At 70.7% G+C, this 16,739-nt stretch carries 15 protein-coding genes; 3 read left to right on the top strand and 12 right to left on the bottom strand.

The window, feature by feature from the left end:
• Window positions 1-54: 54 nt before the first annotated feature.
• The 7 genes from ACLQ2S_RS16830 to ACLQ2S_RS16800 form a co-directional block, all read right to left on the bottom strand.
• Window positions 55-1,338 carry an MFS transporter gene (locus ACLQ2S_RS16830; RefSeq protein ID WP_309223232.1) on the bottom strand — a complete coding sequence of 428 codons (1,284 nt, stop codon included), beginning with the start codon at window positions 1,336-1,338 and terminating at the stop codon, window positions 55-57.
• On the bottom strand, window positions 1,335-1,931 hold the full coding sequence (locus tag ACLQ2S_RS16825; RefSeq protein ID WP_425702004.1) for an ArsR/SmtB family transcription factor: 597 nt from the start codon (window positions 1,929-1,931) through the stop codon (window positions 1,335-1,337). The genes ACLQ2S_RS16830 and ACLQ2S_RS16825 overlap by 4 nt, the downstream gene beginning before the upstream one ends.
• Window positions 1,932-2,033: 102 nt before the next feature.
• Window positions 2,034-2,891, bottom strand: a complete 858-nt coding sequence (locus tag ACLQ2S_RS16820; protein WP_309223282.1) for a sugar nucleotide-binding protein — start codon at window positions 2,889-2,891, stop codon at window positions 2,034-2,036.
• 108 nt (window positions 2,892-2,999) lie between these two features.
• Window positions 3,000-4,808, bottom strand: coding sequence for an aspartate--tRNA ligase (gene aspS, locus ACLQ2S_RS16815; protein ID WP_309223231.1), 1,809 nt, complete (start codon window positions 4,806-4,808; stop codon window positions 3,000-3,002).
• A 197-nt stretch (window positions 4,809-5,005) separates the two neighbouring features.
• Window positions 5,006-5,221, bottom strand: coding sequence for a hypothetical protein (locus ACLQ2S_RS16810; protein ID WP_425702003.1), 216 nt, complete (start codon window positions 5,219-5,221; stop codon window positions 5,006-5,008).
• A 24-nt stretch (window positions 5,222-5,245) separates the two neighbouring features.
• The gene (locus ACLQ2S_RS16805; RefSeq protein ID WP_155217954.1) at window positions 5,246-5,647 is read right to left on the bottom strand and encodes a hypothetical protein; all 402 of its coding nucleotides are present in this window, start codon (window positions 5,645-5,647) and stop codon (window positions 5,246-5,248) included.
• 106 nt (window positions 5,648-5,753) lie between these two features.
• The gene (locus ACLQ2S_RS16800; protein ID WP_425702002.1) at window positions 5,754-6,806 is read right to left on the bottom strand and encodes a S1 family peptidase; all 1,053 of its coding nucleotides are present in this window, start codon (window positions 6,804-6,806) and stop codon (window positions 5,754-5,756) included.
• A 246-nt stretch (window positions 6,807-7,052) separates the two neighbouring features.
• Between ACLQ2S_RS16800 and ACLQ2S_RS16795 the strand changes: the two genes are divergently transcribed.
• Window positions 7,053-7,883 carry an SGNH/GDSL hydrolase family protein gene (locus ACLQ2S_RS16795; protein ID WP_155217950.1) on the top strand — a complete coding sequence of 277 codons (831 nt, stop codon included), beginning with the start codon at window positions 7,053-7,055 and terminating at the stop codon, window positions 7,881-7,883.
• 91 nt (window positions 7,884-7,974) lie between these two features.
• Here ACLQ2S_RS16795 and hisS read toward each other — a convergent pair whose 3' ends face one another.
• Window positions 7,975-9,303: a histidine--tRNA ligase gene (gene hisS / locus ACLQ2S_RS16790; RefSeq protein WP_155217948.1), complete on the bottom strand. Its 1,329-nt coding sequence runs from the start codon at window positions 9,301-9,303 to the stop codon at window positions 7,975-7,977.
• A 72-nt stretch (window positions 9,304-9,375) separates the two neighbouring features.
• Window positions 9,376-10,095, bottom strand: coding sequence for an MBL fold metallo-hydrolase (locus ACLQ2S_RS16785; RefSeq protein ID WP_309223230.1), 720 nt, complete (start codon window positions 10,093-10,095; stop codon window positions 9,376-9,378).
• 243 nt (window positions 10,096-10,338) lie between these two features.
• Here ACLQ2S_RS16785 and ACLQ2S_RS16780 point away from each other — a divergent pair, with 243 nt between their 5' ends.
• Both ACLQ2S_RS16780 and ACLQ2S_RS16775 read left to right on the top strand, forming a co-directional pair.
• Window positions 10,339-11,265: a peptidylprolyl isomerase gene (locus ACLQ2S_RS16780; RefSeq protein ID WP_309223229.1), complete on the top strand. Its 927-nt coding sequence runs from the start codon at window positions 10,339-10,341 to the stop codon at window positions 11,263-11,265.
• A gap of 64 nt (window positions 11,266-11,329) precedes the next feature.
• Window positions 11,330-12,163 (top strand): peptidylprolyl isomerase, encoded by an 834-nt coding sequence (locus tag ACLQ2S_RS16775; RefSeq protein WP_309223228.1) that lies wholly within the window; start codon window positions 11,330-11,332, stop codon window positions 12,161-12,163.
• 81 nt (window positions 12,164-12,244) lie between these two features.
• Here ACLQ2S_RS16775 and ACLQ2S_RS16770 read toward each other — a convergent pair whose 3' ends face one another.
• The 3 genes from ACLQ2S_RS16770 to secF all read right to left on the bottom strand — a co-directional run bounded on the left by ACLQ2S_RS16770 (window position 12,245) and on the right by secF (window position 16,739).
• Window positions 12,245-14,704, bottom strand: coding sequence for a RelA/SpoT family protein (locus ACLQ2S_RS16770; protein WP_375335333.1), 2,460 nt, complete (start codon window positions 14,702-14,704; stop codon window positions 12,245-12,247).
• A gap of 171 nt (window positions 14,705-14,875) precedes the next feature.
• Complete coding sequence (locus tag ACLQ2S_RS16765) at window positions 14,876-15,442, bottom strand: adenine phosphoribosyltransferase (RefSeq protein ID WP_309223227.1); 567 nt, start codon at window positions 15,440-15,442, stop codon at window positions 14,876-14,878.
• 106 nt (window positions 15,443-15,548) lie between these two features.
• The gene (gene secF / locus ACLQ2S_RS16760) at window positions 15,549-16,739 is read right to left on the bottom strand and encodes a protein translocase subunit SecF (RefSeq protein ID WP_155217946.1); all 1,191 of its coding nucleotides are present in this window, start codon (window positions 16,737-16,739) and stop codon (window positions 15,549-15,551) included.

The raw sequence follows: 16,739 nt of genomic DNA, 5'->3' as shown, positions 1-16,739 counted from the left end.
GCGGGATGTACCCGATCGGTCGGCTCGCCAATCTCCAGTGGAGGATGCCCCCGCTCAGCGCGCCATCTCGGTTGCCGCCGCCTGGCCCGTGGCCGCCGAGTCGGCGGCCCGGCCCGCCCGCCAGGCGGGCAGGTAGAGCGGCGCGGCGACCGCCAGCGCGAGCGCGCCGACCAGCATCGCCGTGCTCACCCCCGCCCGGTCGCCGATGACGCCGAGCAGCACACCGCCGAGCGCGCCGGCCGGCATGGCCACCATCGAGTTCACCGAGATCACACTGGTCCGGTACGGGCCGTCGACCTGGCGGTGCAGCAGCCCCATGTGCAGCGGGTTCGACGCGCCGTGCACGGCGTGACAGGCGAAGAAGGCGATCAACACCCCGACCGGGCCGGCCAGCAGGGCCATCCCGACCACCGTCGCCCCCTGCACGACGCGCAACAGGGCGGCACCCGGTGCCGCGCCGACCCAGCGGATGAGCAGTGGGGTCAGCGCGGCACCACCGGCCGAGGCGAGCCACGCCACGGTGCTGGCCGGGCCGAGCAGGGCGGCGGCCCGGTCGGCGTCGCCCACCACCTCGCCCAGCCGGATCGGCAGCAGCCCTTCGAAGGTGGTCATCCCGAATCCCCAGAACAGCTCGACCGCGACCAGCGCGAGCAGCACCCGGGAGCGCCGCAGCAGGCCGACGGCCTCGCCGACCATGCGGGGAGCGGAGCGGACCGAGGCCCGCAGGGCACCGGGGCCGCTCGCCGGTCGCCGTTCCTCCAGCAGGATCAGCAGTGCCGCCAACGCGATCCCCTGCAGCACGAAGGCCGCCAGCACCGGCGTGGTCAAGGCACTGACCGGGCCCAGCGGACCGAGCGCGACCAGGCCACCGCTGAGCAGGGCACCGGCCGCGATGCTCAGGCCGAGCACGGTGCCACCATGGCCCAGCCCCTTCTCGTACGCGGCGTCCGGGTCGACGGCGAGGGTGGCGTCCACGTACCACGATTCGAGGGGGCCGCTGTCCAGGGCGCGGAACACACCCTGAAGCGCCCAGACCGCGGCCAGCAGGGCCAACGAGTCGGCGACCACCAGCAGACCCACCGACACCAGGCCGACCGCGTTCGCCACCACCAGCACCGGTTTGCGACCCAGGGCGTCGGCGAACCCGCCGGTCGGCAACTCCAGGGCAAGCACCACCACGCCCTGCGCGGCCACGGCCAGGCCGATCTGGGTCAGGGTCAGGCCCCGTTCCCGCATGAGCAGGATGAACACCGGGATGAGCAGGCCGGTCGGCAGCCATCGCAGACCGTGCAGGATCAGGAAGCGACGCTGGATCTGGCGTACGGACAGCTCACTCACGGCTTCCTCCCGAGCAGCAGCGGCAGGGAGGCGAGGAAGATTTGCACCTGCTCGGCACCGGGCTCCTGCGGATCGGCCTCGGCCCGGTAGCGCTCCACCACGCGCCACATCTCGTGCTGGAGTTCCTTCAGTCGGCCCGCCGGGATGGTCAGGAGCGCGTCACTCATGCCGAACGCGTCGCGCCACTGTGGCGACCACTCGGCGCGGGCGGCGAACCACCGCTCGGCGTGCTCGACGAAGTGGCGTACCTGCTCGGCCTGTATCCACTCGATCGCGGCCCGCGCGTCCGGGTCGTCGTCGAAGTCGGTGTTCTCCCAGCTGGTCACGTCGTGGGCGGCCCGCCACCAACGCTGCCGTCCAGTCCCCCGGCCCGGTTCCTCCACCACCAGACCCACCTCCGCCAACTGGCGCAGGTGGTAGCTGGTCGCTCCGGTGTTCGTGTCGAGTAGTTCGGCCAGCACGGTCGCGGTGGCCGGACCCCTCACCCGCAACGCGCCGAGCAGCCGCGTCCGCAACGGATGCGCCAGCACCCGCACCTGCCGACGATCAAGCCAGACCTGCCGCCCGCCCGCCCGCTCCTCACCATCTCCCATGAATGCACAATACTTATGCACACTTCCTCTGCACAACCCCACCCCACCTCCCTCCCCCCTGTACGCGTTGATCAAGAAGTTTTGGTCACCGAGAGGCTCAATTCATGGCGAAAACTTCTTGATCAACCCGAGGGATGGGAGGAGGGGTGGGGGTGGGAGGAGGGTGGAGACGGGTCGGATCGGGGTGCGGAGGAGGGTGGTGGCGCGGGAGGAGTCGAGGCGTACCTCGGTGGGGCGCACCACACCGGCGGCGGCCCCGGTGGTGGTCTTCAGGCCGACCGGGTCGATCCCCTCGCTGCGGGCCACCAGCAGGCCCAACTCCGCCCGGCTGACCGCCTCCGGACCGGCCACGTTCAGCGGGCCGGCGACATCGCTGTCCACCAGTTCCCGTACGGCGGCGGCGAGGTCGCCGACGTCGATCGGGCACCGCAACTCGTCGGTGAACAGGGTCGCGCGACCGGCCAGGGCGTCCCGGCAGAGCTGGATCTGCTTGCTCCCCGCACCCAGGATCAGCGAGGTCCGCACCAGCACGGCGCCCGGGTCGACAGCTCGCACCGCCGTCTCCGCCGCCGCCTTCGCGGCACCGTACGCGAAGATCGGGGTCGGCGGATCGTCGTCGGCGTACGGCTGCGGTCGCCCGGCATGCAGCGCGTCACTGGAGATGTGCACCAGCCGCGCCGCCACCCGGGCAGCCGCGTACGCCACATGCGCCGCCCCGTCGGCGGTGACCACCCAGTCGCCGTACCGGTAGGGGGTGGAGACCACGGCGTCCGGCCGTACCGCCGTGACCAGCGCGACCACCGCGCTCCGATCGGTCACATCCAGCCGGTGCACCTCGACACCAGGCACCCCGACCTCGCCGGAGTGGCACGTGCCCACCACCGACCACCCGGCGGCGACTCCTTGCCGGCAGACCTCCCGCCCCAGAAACCCGCTGCCCCCCACCACCAGGACCCGCACCACACCACCCGCTCCCGTACGCGTCGATCAAGACGTTTTGGTCGCCGAAACGCTCAGATCATGACGCAAACTTCTTGATCAACCCGGGCGGGGTGGGGGTGGGGGCTGTTAGGTGGGGTCGGATACGGGGGCGGCGGGGCCGGCGGTGCCGAGGTGGGCGGGCGACGGCTGCGGCTTGGGCTTGGCGTCGATGCCGGCTTCGGCGCGCTGCTGGGCGGTGATCGGGGTGGGCGCGCCGGTCAGGGGGTCGAAGCCGCCCCGGGTCTTCGGGAAGGCGATCACCTCGCGGATCGAGTCGGCGCCGGCGAGCAGCATGCAGACCCGGTCCCAGCCGAACGCGATGCCGCCGTGCGGGGGCGGACCGTAGCTGAACGCCTCCAGCAGGAAGCCGAACTTGTCCTGCGCCTCCTCCGGCGTGATGCCGAGCAGGTCGAACACGCGCTGCTGCACGTCGCGGCGGTGGATACGGATCGAGCCGCCGCCGATCTCGTTGCCGTTGCAGACGATGTCGTACGCGTAGGCCAGGGCCCGGTCCGGCGCCTCCTCGAACCGGTCGACCCACTCCGAGTTCGGCGAGGTGAACGGGTGGTGCACCGCCGTCCATCCACCCTCCTCGGTCTTCTCGAACATCGGCGCGTCGACCACCCAGCAGAACGCCCAGGCGCTCTCGTCGATCAGGCCGGCCCGCCGCGCGATCTCCACCCGGGCCGCGCCGAGCAGCTCCTGCGCCTCGCGCGCCTCGGCGGCGGCGGCGAAGAAGATCGCGTCGCCCGGCTTGGCACCGACCGCGTCGGCCAGCCCGGCCAGGTGCTCGGCCGACAGGTTCTTCGCCACCGGTCCGCGCGCCTCGCCGGTCTCGGCGTCGAGCACCACGTACGCCAGGCCCCGGGCCCCGCGCGCCTTGGCCCAGTCCTGCCAGCCGTCCAGCTCCTTGCGGGTCTGGGTCGCCCCACCGGGCATGACCACCGCGCCGACGTACCCGCCCGCGTCGATCGCGCCGGCGAAGACCCGGAACTGGGTGCCGCGCAGGTAGTCGGTCAGCTCGGTCAGCTCCACGCCGTAGCGCAGGTCCGGCTTGTCCGAGCCGTACCGGGCCATGGCGTCGTGCCAGGTGATCCGTGGGATGGGCCGGGGGATCTCGTGGTCGGCCAGCTCCGACCAGAGCGCGGCGACGATCGCCTCACCGAGGTCGATCACGTCGTCCTCGGTGACGAAGGACATCTCGATGTCGAGCTGGGTGAACTCCGGCTGCCGGTCGGCGCGGAAGTCCTCATCGCGGTAGCAGCGGGCGATCTGGTAGTAGCGCTCCATGCCGCCGACCATCAGCAGCTGCTTGAACAGCTGCGGCGACTGCGGCAGCGCGTACCAGCTGCCGGGTTGCAGGCGCACCGGGACCAGGAAGTCGCGGGCGCCCTCCGGCGTGGACCGGGTCAGCGTCGGCGTCTCGATCTCCAGGAAGTCCCGCTCGTGCAGCACCGAGCGGGCGAGCTGGTTGGCCCGCGACCGCAGCCGCATGGCGCGGGCCGGACCGCCGCGACGCAGGTCGAGGTAGCGGTACTTGAGCCGGACGTCGTCCCCGGCCACGACCTGGTCGTCCACCGGCAGCGGCAGCGGCGCGGCCTCGGAGAGCACCTCCAGCTCCGCTGCGGTCACCTCGATCTCGCCGGTGGGCAGCTCCGGGTTCTCGTTGCCCTCGGGCCGCCGGGTGACCTCACCGACCACCTTGACGCAGTACTCGTTACGCAGCGCGTGCGCGTCCTCCTCGCGGAGGACCACCTGCACCACGCCGGTGCCGTCGCGCAGGTCGACGAAGATGACACCGCCGTGGTCACGTCGGCGGGCCACCCAGCCGGCCAGCGTCACCGTCGTGCCGGCGTCCGTCGCGCGCAGGCTTCCGGCGTCATGGGTACGGATCACGACGTGCGTCTCCCTCGTCTGCTCAATGTCTCTGCCCCCGCATTCTGCCCCTCCCCCTTCCCTGGGTGTAAGGAAGGGCCCCTTGTTAACGCCTGCGGTAGAGGAAGGGGCCCTTCCTTACACCCGCCCCGGGCTGAAGTTGGCGGCAGCGGTTGGGCAGGACGGGCGAGCTGCCCCACCTCGTGCCCGGACGTCGGTCAGCGGGTTCGGCTCGCGGACACCACCCTCGGATCCTCGAAGTAGCGGCGGGCGATGTCGTCGGCGTCGCCAGCGGTGGCACCGGGATCCAGGAGCACCTCGACGCAGGGCGGATCCGACTCGGTCAGTCCGAAGCCGGCGATCGCGTGCCGGGGATCGAAGCGGGGGCCCTCGCGCACCAGCTCGTCGACGGCCTCCTCCGACGAGACGCACACCGTCACCTCGGGCGACCCACCACTTCAGGCCAGGGCCGGGGCCGACACGCCGATAGTGAGCAGGAGGGCCACCGCGACACCGGTCACGGTCGCCCGACCGATCGTCGGCCGACTCGTCGGCAGGGCCACCACGCCGAGGGCGGTCAGGGCGTACGCCCACAGAGCCCGCTTGTCCGCCGTGTCATACAGGGCCAGCGCGACGATGCCGGCCCCGATGGTGTAGGTGACCAGGGCGACCGGCCGGAATGCCGGCTCGCCGACCTCTGCCGCTGGTATCGCCGCGAGCGCGCCGAGCAGCAGGAGCAGCCCGACGAACCAGTACGGGCTCCACTCGCGACGCGCGTCCACGACGAGCAGCAGCCACGTGGACAGCTGTCCACCCACGACGACCAGCGGGCGGAGCTGCGCCAGAAATCGTACGACCATGGGGTGACCGTACGTGATGGCTTCGACGGCGGGCACGACGAGTGCGGGCCGCCGGAGGAGGAATCCGGCGGCCCGCTGGGAGTGGACGTGCTCCCCTACGCAGAAATCAGTAGACGCTGACGCCGTAGCGGCTCAGCACCGGCATGATCGGCTGGAAGAAGGTGGTGCCACCGATGGAGCAGTTGCCGCTGCCGCCCGAGGTCAGGCCGAGCGCGGTGCCGCCGCTGAACAGCGAGCCCCCGCTGTCACCGGGCTGGGCGCAGATGTTGGTGCGGATCAGCCCACGGACCTGGCCCTCGGCGTAGTTGACCGTGGCGTTGAGCGCGGTCACCGAGCCGCTGCGGACACCGGTCGTGCTGCCGGAGCGCTGCGCCGACTGCCCGACGTAGGCGTTGGCGGCCCCGGTGATGTCGCGGTAGCTGCCGTTGTAGAGGTAGACGTTGCCCGGCTGCACGGTGCTCTGGTTGCTGTACCGCACGATGCCGTAGTCGCTGCCCGGGAAGACGCTGCCGGCGCGGGTGCCGAGCAGCGAGGTCTGACCCGAGTTGCTGTACCAGTTCGCGGCGATCCTGGTGCAGTGCCCGGCGGTGACGAAGTAGTAGGTGCTGCCGGCCCGGACGTTGAAGCCGAGCGAGCAGCGTCCACCGCCCTGGGCGTAGATGGCCTGGCCGCCCGAGATGCGGGTGCTCAGCACCCCGGCCTCGGCCTCGATGCGCACCGCGCCGTTGGTGCGCGCGGCAGCGGCCTTGACCCGCTCCAGCTTGGCCCCGGTGACCGTGCTGTCCACGGAGACGACCACCTGGTTGGTGGCCGGGTCGACCCACCACGCGGTGCCGGGGATGGCGGCGGAACGGTCCAGCTCGGCGGTGGCGCGGTTCAGCTCCGCGGCGCCGCGCTTGACGACCTTGGGGGTGGCGCCGGCGGAAGCCACCTGGCGGGCGGCGACGGCGTCGGTCACGGCGACGACCATCTTGCCGGTGGCGTCGGCGTAGGTGCCGGCGGCGCGGTCGCCGAGGCGCTCGGCAAGAGCGGCGGCGGCATCGGGCGAGGCGGATCCAGGTGCCGCCTGGGCGGGCACGCCGGCCAACAGGCCGCCGGCCAGGGTTCCGGCCGCGGCGACGGTGACGACGCGACGCAGCATTGACCTTGTGGGTCGCATGTAACAGCCTCCCGTTTGGGGGTTGAGGGCCCTGTCATGCCGACAGGGGCGGGGGCAACTCGGCCACCTGGGGAAATGGCCAAGCGATGGAAAGTATTCACATATTTAAGATCCTAAACAAGACCCCCGTTTGCCCGAATTCACCCACCGGCCGCATGTAACCCCGACGCAACATTGTGGACACAGAAAGTCATCTATACGCTCCGGTAACCGCCGCTGTCCGGCACCCGTGAACCGGAGGCCACCATGCCCCTCGTCCGACGTACGCTGGCCACCCTCGCCGGCGTCATCGCCCTCGTCCTGCTCGCCACCAGTCCCGCCACGGCCAACCCCGGCCCGGCACCCACCTCGATGGCCAGCCTCGGCGACTCCATCACCCGTGGCTTCAACGCCTGCGGGTGGTACGTCGACTGCACCAGCCGCTCGTTCAGCACCGGTAGCGATTCCGCAGTGGACAGTCACTACCTCCGCGTCCGCCGGCTCGAACCGGCCATCAACGGACGCAACCACAACGCCGGCCGCACCGGCGCGAAATCAGCCGACCTGTACGGCCAGGCCGGCACCGCGATCAGCCAGGGCGTCGGCTACGTGACGATCCTGATCGGCGCGAACGACGCCTGCACCAGCTCCGAGTCGACGATGACCTCGCCGGCCACCTTCCGGGCCAACATCGACTCCGCGTTGAACCGGCTGCGGACGGGCCTGCCGAACGCCAAGGTCTTCGTGATCAGCATCCCGGACGTGCACCGGCTCTGGTCGGTCGGCAAGGGCAGCAGCAGCGCGCGTACCGCCTGGTCGCTCTTTGGCATCTGCCAGTCCCTGCTGGCCAACCCGACCTCCACCGCCCAGGCCGACGTCGACCGGCGCAACCGGGTCCGGCAGCGGGTGATCGACTTCAACAGCCAGCTCGCCGCGGCCTGCGCCGCGTACGGGTCGAACTGCCGGTACGACGGCAACGCGGTCTTCGGCTACCCGTTCACCCTCGGCCAGCTCTCCGGCTGGGACTACTTCCACCCCAACACCAGCGGCCAGCAGGCCCTGGCCAGCGTCTCCTACGCCGCCGGCTTCGCCTGGTAGGCCGACTCGGCCACCCCGCGATCTCGCGCCTCGTCACCGCACCGCTGTCCGGACGGCGGCCGACGACGTGCGAGATCGCGGGGAACCAAGCTCAGCTCACCAGGGGCTTGAGGTCCTCCCGAGGCGGGGTCCACTCGCCCTGGGCGGCGGGCACCTGCTCACCGGAACGGATGTCCTTGACCTCGTCGGGCGCGCCGTCCACGCCCGGGAACCAGACGTACGGGATGCCGCGCCGCTGCGCGTACCGAATCTGCTTGCCGAACTTGGCCGCGCTCGGTGACACCTCGGTCGGGATGCCCCGGGACCGCAGCGCCTCGGCGACGGAGTTGCTGGCCGGTCGCAGGTCCTCGTTGGCCACCGCGACCAGCACACAGGTCGGCACCTCCCGCGACACCGACAGCTTGCCCGCGCCGAAGAGCAGCCCCAACAGCCGGGTCACCCCGATCGAGATGCCGACCCCGGGGAAGCTGACGTTGCCGGCGCTGGCCAGGTTGTCGTACCGGCCGCCGGAACAGATCGAGCCGAACCGCTCGTACCCGACCAGCTGCGTCTCGTACACGGTGCCGGTGTAGTAGTCCAGGCCACGGGCGATGCGCAGGTCCGCCACGCAGAGACCGGGCGAGTGCGACGCGGCGGTCTCCACCACCCGGACCAGCTCCTCGACCCCCTCGTCGAGCAACGGGTGGCTCACCCCGAGCGCCCGCACCGCGTCGGCGAAGGAGGCGTCCGTCGAGGAGATCTCCGCCAGCGCCAGGCACGCTTTGGCCTGCGCCTCGCTCGCCCCGGCCGTGGTCGCCAGCAGCTCCGACACCCCGGCCGGGCCGATCTTGTCGAGCTTGTCGACCGCCCGCAGCGCCGCCTCCGGGTCGGTCAGCCCGATGCCCCGGTAGAAGCCCTCACAGATCTTGCGGTTGTTGACCTGGATGCGTACCGGCGGGATCGGCAGCGAACGCAGCGCGTCCCCGATCACCAGCGGCATCTCCGCCTCGTGGTGCGCCGCGAGGGTGTCCCGGTCGACGATGTCGATGTCGGCCTGGAGGAACTCGCGGTACCGCCCCTCCTGGGGCCGCTCGCCGCGCCACACCTTCTGGATCTGGTAGCGGCGGAACGGGAAGGCCAACTTGCCGGCGTTCTCCAGCACATACCGGGCGAACGGCACGGTCAGGTCGAAGTGCAGGCCCAGGGTGTCGTCGCCGGCCGGGCCGTCCGGGTCGCCGTGCAGACGCCGGATCACGTAGACCTCCTTGGAGGTCTCCCCCTTGCGCAGCAACTGGTCCAACGGCTCGACGGCCCGGGTCTCCAGCGGTGCGAAGCCGTACAGCTCGAAGGTGGCCCGGATCCGGTCGAGGACGAACTGCTCGATCATCCGCTGGGCGGGCGTCCACTCCGGGAACCCGGAGATGGGCGTGGGCTTGCTCATGACGTACTCCTCGGCAGCCGCGCGCCGCGCGGCAGGGTTTTCGGGGCGATCCCGCGCGGGGCGCGGTGAGGTCTAGAGGCCGCGGGTGGGTGCCGCCGGTCGCGCACCGCCCGTCCCCGCCACCTCGGCGAGGTACGGGTTGGTGGCGCGCTCGCGGCCGATGGTGGTCGCGGGGCCGTGGCCGGGCAGCACGATGGTGTCGTCGGCCAGCGGAAGGATCTTGTCCCGCAGGCTGGTGAGCATCATCGGCATGCTGCCGCCCGGCAGGTCGGTGCGGCCGATCGAGCCCGCGAAGAGCACGTCACCGGAGAGGCAGATCTGCTCCGCCTCCATGGACGAGTCGGTAGCGGGCAGCCGGAAGAGCACCGACCCGCCGGTATGGCCTGGCGCGTGGTCGACGGTGATCTCCAACCCGGCGAGGGTGAGCGTCGTACCGTCGGTCAGCTCGGCCACGTCCTCCGGCTCGGCGTAGGACAGCCGCCCACCGAAGAGCTGCGTCAGGTCCATCGACAGCGCCTTCGTCGGGTCCGCCAGCAGCTCCCGGTCGGCGGGATGCACGTACGCGGTGATCCCCCGCGCCCCGCAGACCGGCGCCACGGAGAACGTGTGGTCGAGGTGGCCGTGGGTCAGCAGCACCGCGGCCGGGTGCAGACGATGCTCGGCGAGCAGCGCGTCGAGCTGGTCGATCACCCCGATGCCGGGGTCGACCACCACGCACTGTTCCCCCGGCCCGGTGGCAACCACGTAGCAGTTGGTGCCGAAGGCATCCGCGGGAAAGCCGGTAACGAGCACGTCTGCTCCCTTTCCGTCGAGTCGTCCTCACCGGGCAGCCTACCGGCGTCACACTCCGGACCACCCAACGCGCCAGCACCGGGTGAGGCACTGACGGATCCCGATGAAATTGGGCACCGACCTCGTACACCACTTTCCCAGCCGGTACCCGTACACTCTGGCGGGCGTGTGGCGTGGCGCACCTGCCGCCCGACAGGTACACGACACCGGGTCAGGACCAGGGTAGAGGAAAGGGGAGCACGGGTGGCTTCCAGCAGGGACCGGCAGCGCAAACTGGCGCGGGCCAAGCTCGACCGGCAGATGGCCCGCCGAGCGGCTGCTCTCAGGCGTCGCCGACGGATCCAGGCCGGTGTCGGCAGCGCCCTGATCCTCGTGCTGGTGGTCGTCGGCACAGCGTGGGCTCTCGGCGCGTTCGACAGCGAGCCGGTCGACGACACCGCGAGCAACAACGAGGTCTGCCTCTGGACCCCGCAGAACGCCGAGGGCAACAGCAACCTCAAGGACGTGGGCGAGCCCCCGACCACCGATCTGCCGGTCACCGGCACCCGCCCGATGACGATCACCACCAACCAGGGCGCGCCGATCTCCGTGGAGCTGGATCTCGCGAGCGCCCCGTGCGCCGCGGCGAGCATCGCCCACCTGGCGAGCCAGTCGTTCTACGACAACACCAAGTGCCATGAGATCACCGCCGACGGCGCGGTGCGGTGCGGCGATCCCAGCGGCACCGGGCTGGGCGGGCCGACCTACTCGTTCTACAGCGAGAACGTGCCGCCCGCGCCGGAGACGAGCCCCTCGCCGGACGCGAGCCCGTCACCGGACGAGCCGCCGACGTACCCCAAGGGCACGGTCGCGATGATCTCGAACCCGCCCGGCGCCAACGGCAGCCAGTTCCTGATCTTCTTCAAGGACTTCACCACCACCGAGCCGCAGTTCCCGATCATCGGCCGGGTCACCGAGGGGCTCGACGTCGTCGAGAAGATCGGTGCCCTGCCGACGGTGGACAATGGGGCCGGGGAGAAGGTCAAGCCGGAGAACGACGACGTGGTCATTCAGAGCCTGACCGTCGGCGAGCCCGTGCTGGACCCGGCGTCGAGCGCCGATCCGGCTTCCTCGGGCACACCGAGTCCGGACGCGTCCGGCGCGCCCGAGGCCAGCGCCAACGCCGGCTGAGCGTCGGCGAGCAGGGTCCACCCCACCGCAGCGGCATCCACATACAGTCCAGGAGGATCGAGGCGTGACGTCCACCAGAGAGCGGCAGCGCGCGGCGGCCCGCGCCCGGCTCGAGAAGGAGATGGCCGAGCGGGCCGCCCGGGCCCGTAAGCGCCGCCAGACCCAGGCGGTCGTCGGGGCCGGCGTGGTCCTGCTGCTGGTGGTCGCCGGCACGGCCTGGCTGGCCAGCAACATGCTCGGCGACGACAGCGGCACCGACAACGCGGCCCAGGACGCGACTTCTGTGCAGTGCGACTGGATCGAGGTACCCGAGGGCGAGCGCACCCCGCAGATCAAGGACGTCGGGCTGCCGCCCACCCAGCAGAGCAAGGTGGGCGTCCAGACCATGACGATCACCACGAACCTCGGCCCGATCACCGCCCGGATCGACCGGGCGGCGGTGCCGTGCACGGCGGGCAGCTTCATTCACCTGGCCGAGAAGGACTTCTTCGACAACACCAAGTGCCACCGCCTGGTGACCGAGGGCATCAAGGTGCTCCAGTGCGGCGATCCGAGCGCCACCGGCGAGGGCTGGCGCGAGACCGACGGCACCGGCGGCCCGAGCTACCGGATGGTGGAGGAGAACCTGCCGGCCGACAAGCGCCCGCCGTACCCGGAGGGCGTCATCGCCATGGCCAACTCCGGCGCGCCGTCCAGCAGCGGCAGCCAGTTCTTCATCGTGTACGGCGACTCGCCGTTGGACCCGAACTACACCGTCCTGGGCACCATCACCGACGGCATGGACATCGTCCGGGACGTCGCGGCGGCCGGTGACGACGGCGCGTTCGCCCAGCAGGCCGGCGGCGGTCACCCCAAGAAGGAGGTCATCATCACCGACCTCACCATGGCCGACGCCTGAGCACTGCGCCTCTGAGCAGAGAATTCGGGTCCCGATCCGGTTGGATCGGGACCCGAGTCTTTTGGTACCGGGTGGGTGGGGTCAGGCGCCGGAGGTGACGCGGTAGGCGTCGAAGACGCCGTCGACCTTGCGTACGGCGGCGAGCAGGTGCCCCAGGTGCTTCGGGTCGGCCATCTCGAAACTGAACCGGCTCACCGCCACCCGGTCCCGGGTGGTGGTGACGGTGGCGGAGAGGATGTTGACCCGTTCCTCGGAGAGCACCCGGGTGACGTCGGCGAGCAGCTTGTGCCGGTCGAGCGCCTCCACCTGGATGGCCACCAGGAAGGTCGAGGCGGAGGTGAGTTTCCAGTTCACCTCGACCACCCGTTCGCCCTGGGCGCGCAGGTCCTCGGCGTTGGCGCAGTCGTCGCGGTGCACGCTCACCCCGCCGGAGCGGGTGACGAACCCGAACACCGTATCCGGTGGGACCGGGGTGCAGCAGCGGGCCAGCTTGATCCACACGTCGCTGACCCCGCGTACGACCACACCCGGATCGTGGCTGGAGGAGCGGCTGCGCGGCGGGCGGGTGGCCACGGCGGTCTCGGCGATGTCCTCGGCCGCGCCCTCCTCACCGCCGTAGGAGGCCATCAGCTTCTGCACGACCGACTGGGCGGAGACCTGACTGTCACCGACCGCCGCGTACAGCGACGCCACGTCGGGCAGGTGCAGATCCCGGGCGATCGCCATCAGGTTGTCGGAGGTGAGCATCCGCTGCAACGGCATGCCCTGCTTGCGCATCGCCTTGACGATCGCGTCCTTGCCCTCCTCTATCGCCTCCTCGCGACGCTCCTTGTTGAAGTACTGCCGGATCTTCGTCCGCGCCCGGGGGCTCTTCACGAAGCCCAGCCAGTCCTGCGTCGGGCCGGCGGTGTCGGACTTCGAGGTGAAGATCTCGATCACGTCGCCGTTGGACAGCGTCGACTCCAGCGGCACCAGCTTGCCGTTGACCCGCGCGCCGATGCACTTGTGCCCGACCTCGGTGTGCACCGCGTACGCGAAGTCCACCGGCGTCGACCCGGTCGGCAACGGGATCACGTCGCCCTTCGGGGTGAAGACGTAGACCTCCTGGCTGGACAGGTCGAACCGCAGCGCGTCCAGGAACTCGCTCGGGTCGGCCGCCTCCCGCTGCCAGTCCAGCAGCTGCCGCAGCCAGGTCATCTCGTCGATGTGCGCCGGTGGGCCGACGATCTGGGTGCCCTTGTGCTCCTTGTACTTCCAGTGCGCCGCGATGCCGAACTCCGCCGTACGGTGCATCGCGTACGTGCGGATCTGCATCTCCACCGGCTTGCCGGTCGGACCGATCACCGTGGTGTGCAGCGACTGGTACATGTTGAACTTCGGCATGGCGATGTAGTCCTTGAACCGGCCCGGCACCGGCTGCCAGTTCGCGTGGATCACCCCCAGCGCCGCGTAGCAGTCCCGCACCGTGTCGACCAGGATCCGCACACCCACCAGGTCGTAGATGTCGTTGAAGTCCCGCCCCCGCACGATCATCTTCTGGTAGATCGAGTACAGGTGCTTCGGCCGCCCGGTGGTCTCCGCCTTGATCTTGGCGGCCTTCAGGTCGGTCTGCACCTTCTGGGTCACCTGCCGCAGCAACGCCTCCCGCTGCGGCTGGTGTTCCCCGATCAGCCGGTTGATCTCCTCGAACCGCTTCGGGAACAACGTCCCGAACGCCAGATCCTCCAGCTCCCACTTGATGGTGTTCATACCGAGCCGGTGCGCCAGGGGGGCGAGGATCTCCAGCGTCTCCTTCGCCTTCTGCTCCTGCTTCGGTCGCGGCAGGAAGGTCAGCGTACGCATGTTGTGCAGCCGGTCGGCCAGCTTGATCACCAGCACGCGCGGGTCCTTGGCCATGGCGACGACCATCTTGCGGATGGTCTCGGCCTTCGCCGCGTCACCGAGCTTGACCTTGTCCAGCTTGGTGACGCCGTCGACCAGCAGGGCGACCTCGCCACCGAAGTCGGAGCGCATCTGGTCGAGGGAGTACTCCGTGTCCTCGATGGTGTCGTGCAGCAGCGCGGCGACCAGGGTGGTGGTGTCCATGCCCAGGTTCGCCAGGATGGTCGCCACCGCGAGCGGGTGGGTGATGTACGGGTCGCCGGACTTGCGGTACTGACCGGAGTGCCAGCGAGCCGCCGTGTCGAATGCCCGCTGCAACAGCCGTGCGTCGGCCTTGGGGTGATTCTCCCGGTGTGATGCGATCAGCGGCTCCAGCACCTCGCTGACCTGCGACGACTGCCATGGGGCATTGAACCTGGCGAGCCGTGCCCGGACCCGCCGCCCGGTGGGCGCGTGGGACAGGGCGAAACCACCGGCCGCCGAGAGGTCAACAGCATCGCCGGCACCGACCGCCGGACGGGAACTCTCACCGGTCGGCTGCGCCGTGCCGGAATCGCCACCCGGCACCGGTGCGGCGCCGTTGCGGCCGGTCAACGAGCCCTCCGCGTCACCTGTCGGGTGCACCGTGCCCTCCACCGGAGGAACGACCTCGTGGGACACCGGCCTCCTCACCGCTCGCCGGAACGAACCGACCGTGCGCCGGCCGGTCTGGTCTAGCGCCGCACAGACGGGTCACCGCCCGGTCAGCAATGGGCAATGCTACCCCCACCGGGGGTACCGCGCCGCTCCACCGGACGGACCATGCCGGACCCGTCCGGCGCCGCCGTCGACTCAAACGGTCAACAGGGCATGCACGGGACGCGGGGCCAGTCGGTCACGGCCGCCGAGGAAGGACAGCTCCAGCAGCACGGTGAACCCGGCCACCGTGCCGCCCGCCCGCTCCACCAGATCCAGCGTCGCCGCCGCGGTGCCACCGGTGGCGAGCACGTCGTCGACCACCAGCACCCGGTGGCCCGCCGTGAAGGCGTCCTGGTGCACCTCGAGCGTGGCCTCGCCGTACTCCAGCTCGTAGGAGGCGGCGTAGGCGGGTCGGGGCAGCTTGCCCGCCTTACGCACCGGCACCACACCGACTCCCGTCGCGTACGCGATCGCGGCGGCGACCACGAACCCCCGCGCCTCGATACCGACCACGGTGTCGAAGGACTCCCGTCCGTGGTACGCGACGATCCCGTCGATGACGTCCCGGAAGGCGTCACCGTCGGCGAACAACGGCATCAGGTCCTTGAACATGACGCCGGGCTTGGGGAAGTCGGGCACGTCGAGCACCCGGCTGGCGACCAGCCGGGCCACCTCCAGCCCGCTGTCTCCACGCACCTCGGCGCTGTGGGTCTCCGTCACGGCAGTTCCGCTTCCCTTCCACACGACGGCGGCGTCCCGCACACTGCTCGCACAGCATGCAGGACGCCGCCGGCACGGTTGACTACCGGGTGGCTCCCCGGCGTCCTCAGCGGCGTTTTCCGCCGCCCGGACGGTTGCCGCCGGGACGCCCGCCCCGGGCCCCGCCGGAGCGCTTGCCCGCCGGACGTGCGCCCACCTTCGGCGCGGCGGCACCGGCGAGGGCACCGGCCTCTGCGGCGACCGGCTCCTCCTCGCGCTCGGCCGGGCGGGCTGCGGCGCCGCCCTTGGCCGGGGTCTCGCCCCGGTTGACCGTGGCCCGCCGGGCCTGCACCCGCTTGTTGTGCGACTGGATCCGTGGCTCCCGGTTCTTGAGCACCACCAGCAGCGGGGTGGCCAGCGTGATCGAGGTGATGAAGGCCATCGCCATACCGACGAACAGCACCAGGCCGAGGTCCTTCAGGGTGCCCGCGCCGAGCAGGCCGGCACCGATGAACAGGATGCCGCCGACCGGGAGCAGCGCGACCACCGAGGTGTTGATCGACCGCATCAGGCTCTGGTTGACCGCCAGGTTGGCGGCCTCGCCGTACGTCTGGTTGTTGTTCGCGGTGATCCCTCTGGTGTTCTCCTGCACCTTGTCGAAGACCACCACCACGTCGTAGAGGGCGAAGCCCAGGATGGTGAGGAATCCGATGATCGTCGACGGGGTCACCTCGAATCCGACGATCGAGTAGAGGCCGGCGGTGAGCACCAGGTTCATCACCAGCGAGAAGACCGCTGCCACCGCCATCTGCCACTCGAAGCGCAGCACCAGATAGACCGTCACCAGCGCGAGGAAGATCACCAGACCGAGCAAGGCCCGGTTGGTCACCTGGCTACCCCACGCCTCGCTGACCCGGTTGCTGGCGATCTCGGACGGGTCGATGTTGAACGCCTGCCCCAGCTCGAGCCGCACCGCCTCGGCCTGCTCGGAGTCGAGTTCGGTGGTACGCAGCTCGTAGAACTCGCCGCCACCCCCGCCGACCTGCTGCGCGGTGACCACCCGGCCACCCTCGACCGCGTTGGCCAACACCTCACCGGCGCGCTGCTCCGCCTGCTCCAGGGTGCCGACGCTGGTCGGGACCTGGAACGAGTTGCCACCGGCGAACTCGATACCGAGGCTGAAGCCCCGGAAGATGACGCTGCCGAGCGCGAGTGTCACCAGCACGGCGGCGATGGTGAACCACACCTTGCGGCGGCCGACGATGTCGAGGCCGGCCTCACCTCGGTAGAGGCGGGCTGCCAGACCAGTCTCAGCCAT

The organism is Micromonospora sp. DT48, from assembly GCF_049844495.1.
Lineage (GTDB): Bacteria > Actinomycetota > Actinomycetes > Mycobacteriales > Micromonosporaceae > Micromonospora.
The sequence above is the reverse complement of the archived record's forward strand: the minus strand, read 5'-3'. Positions and strand labels throughout refer to the sequence as shown.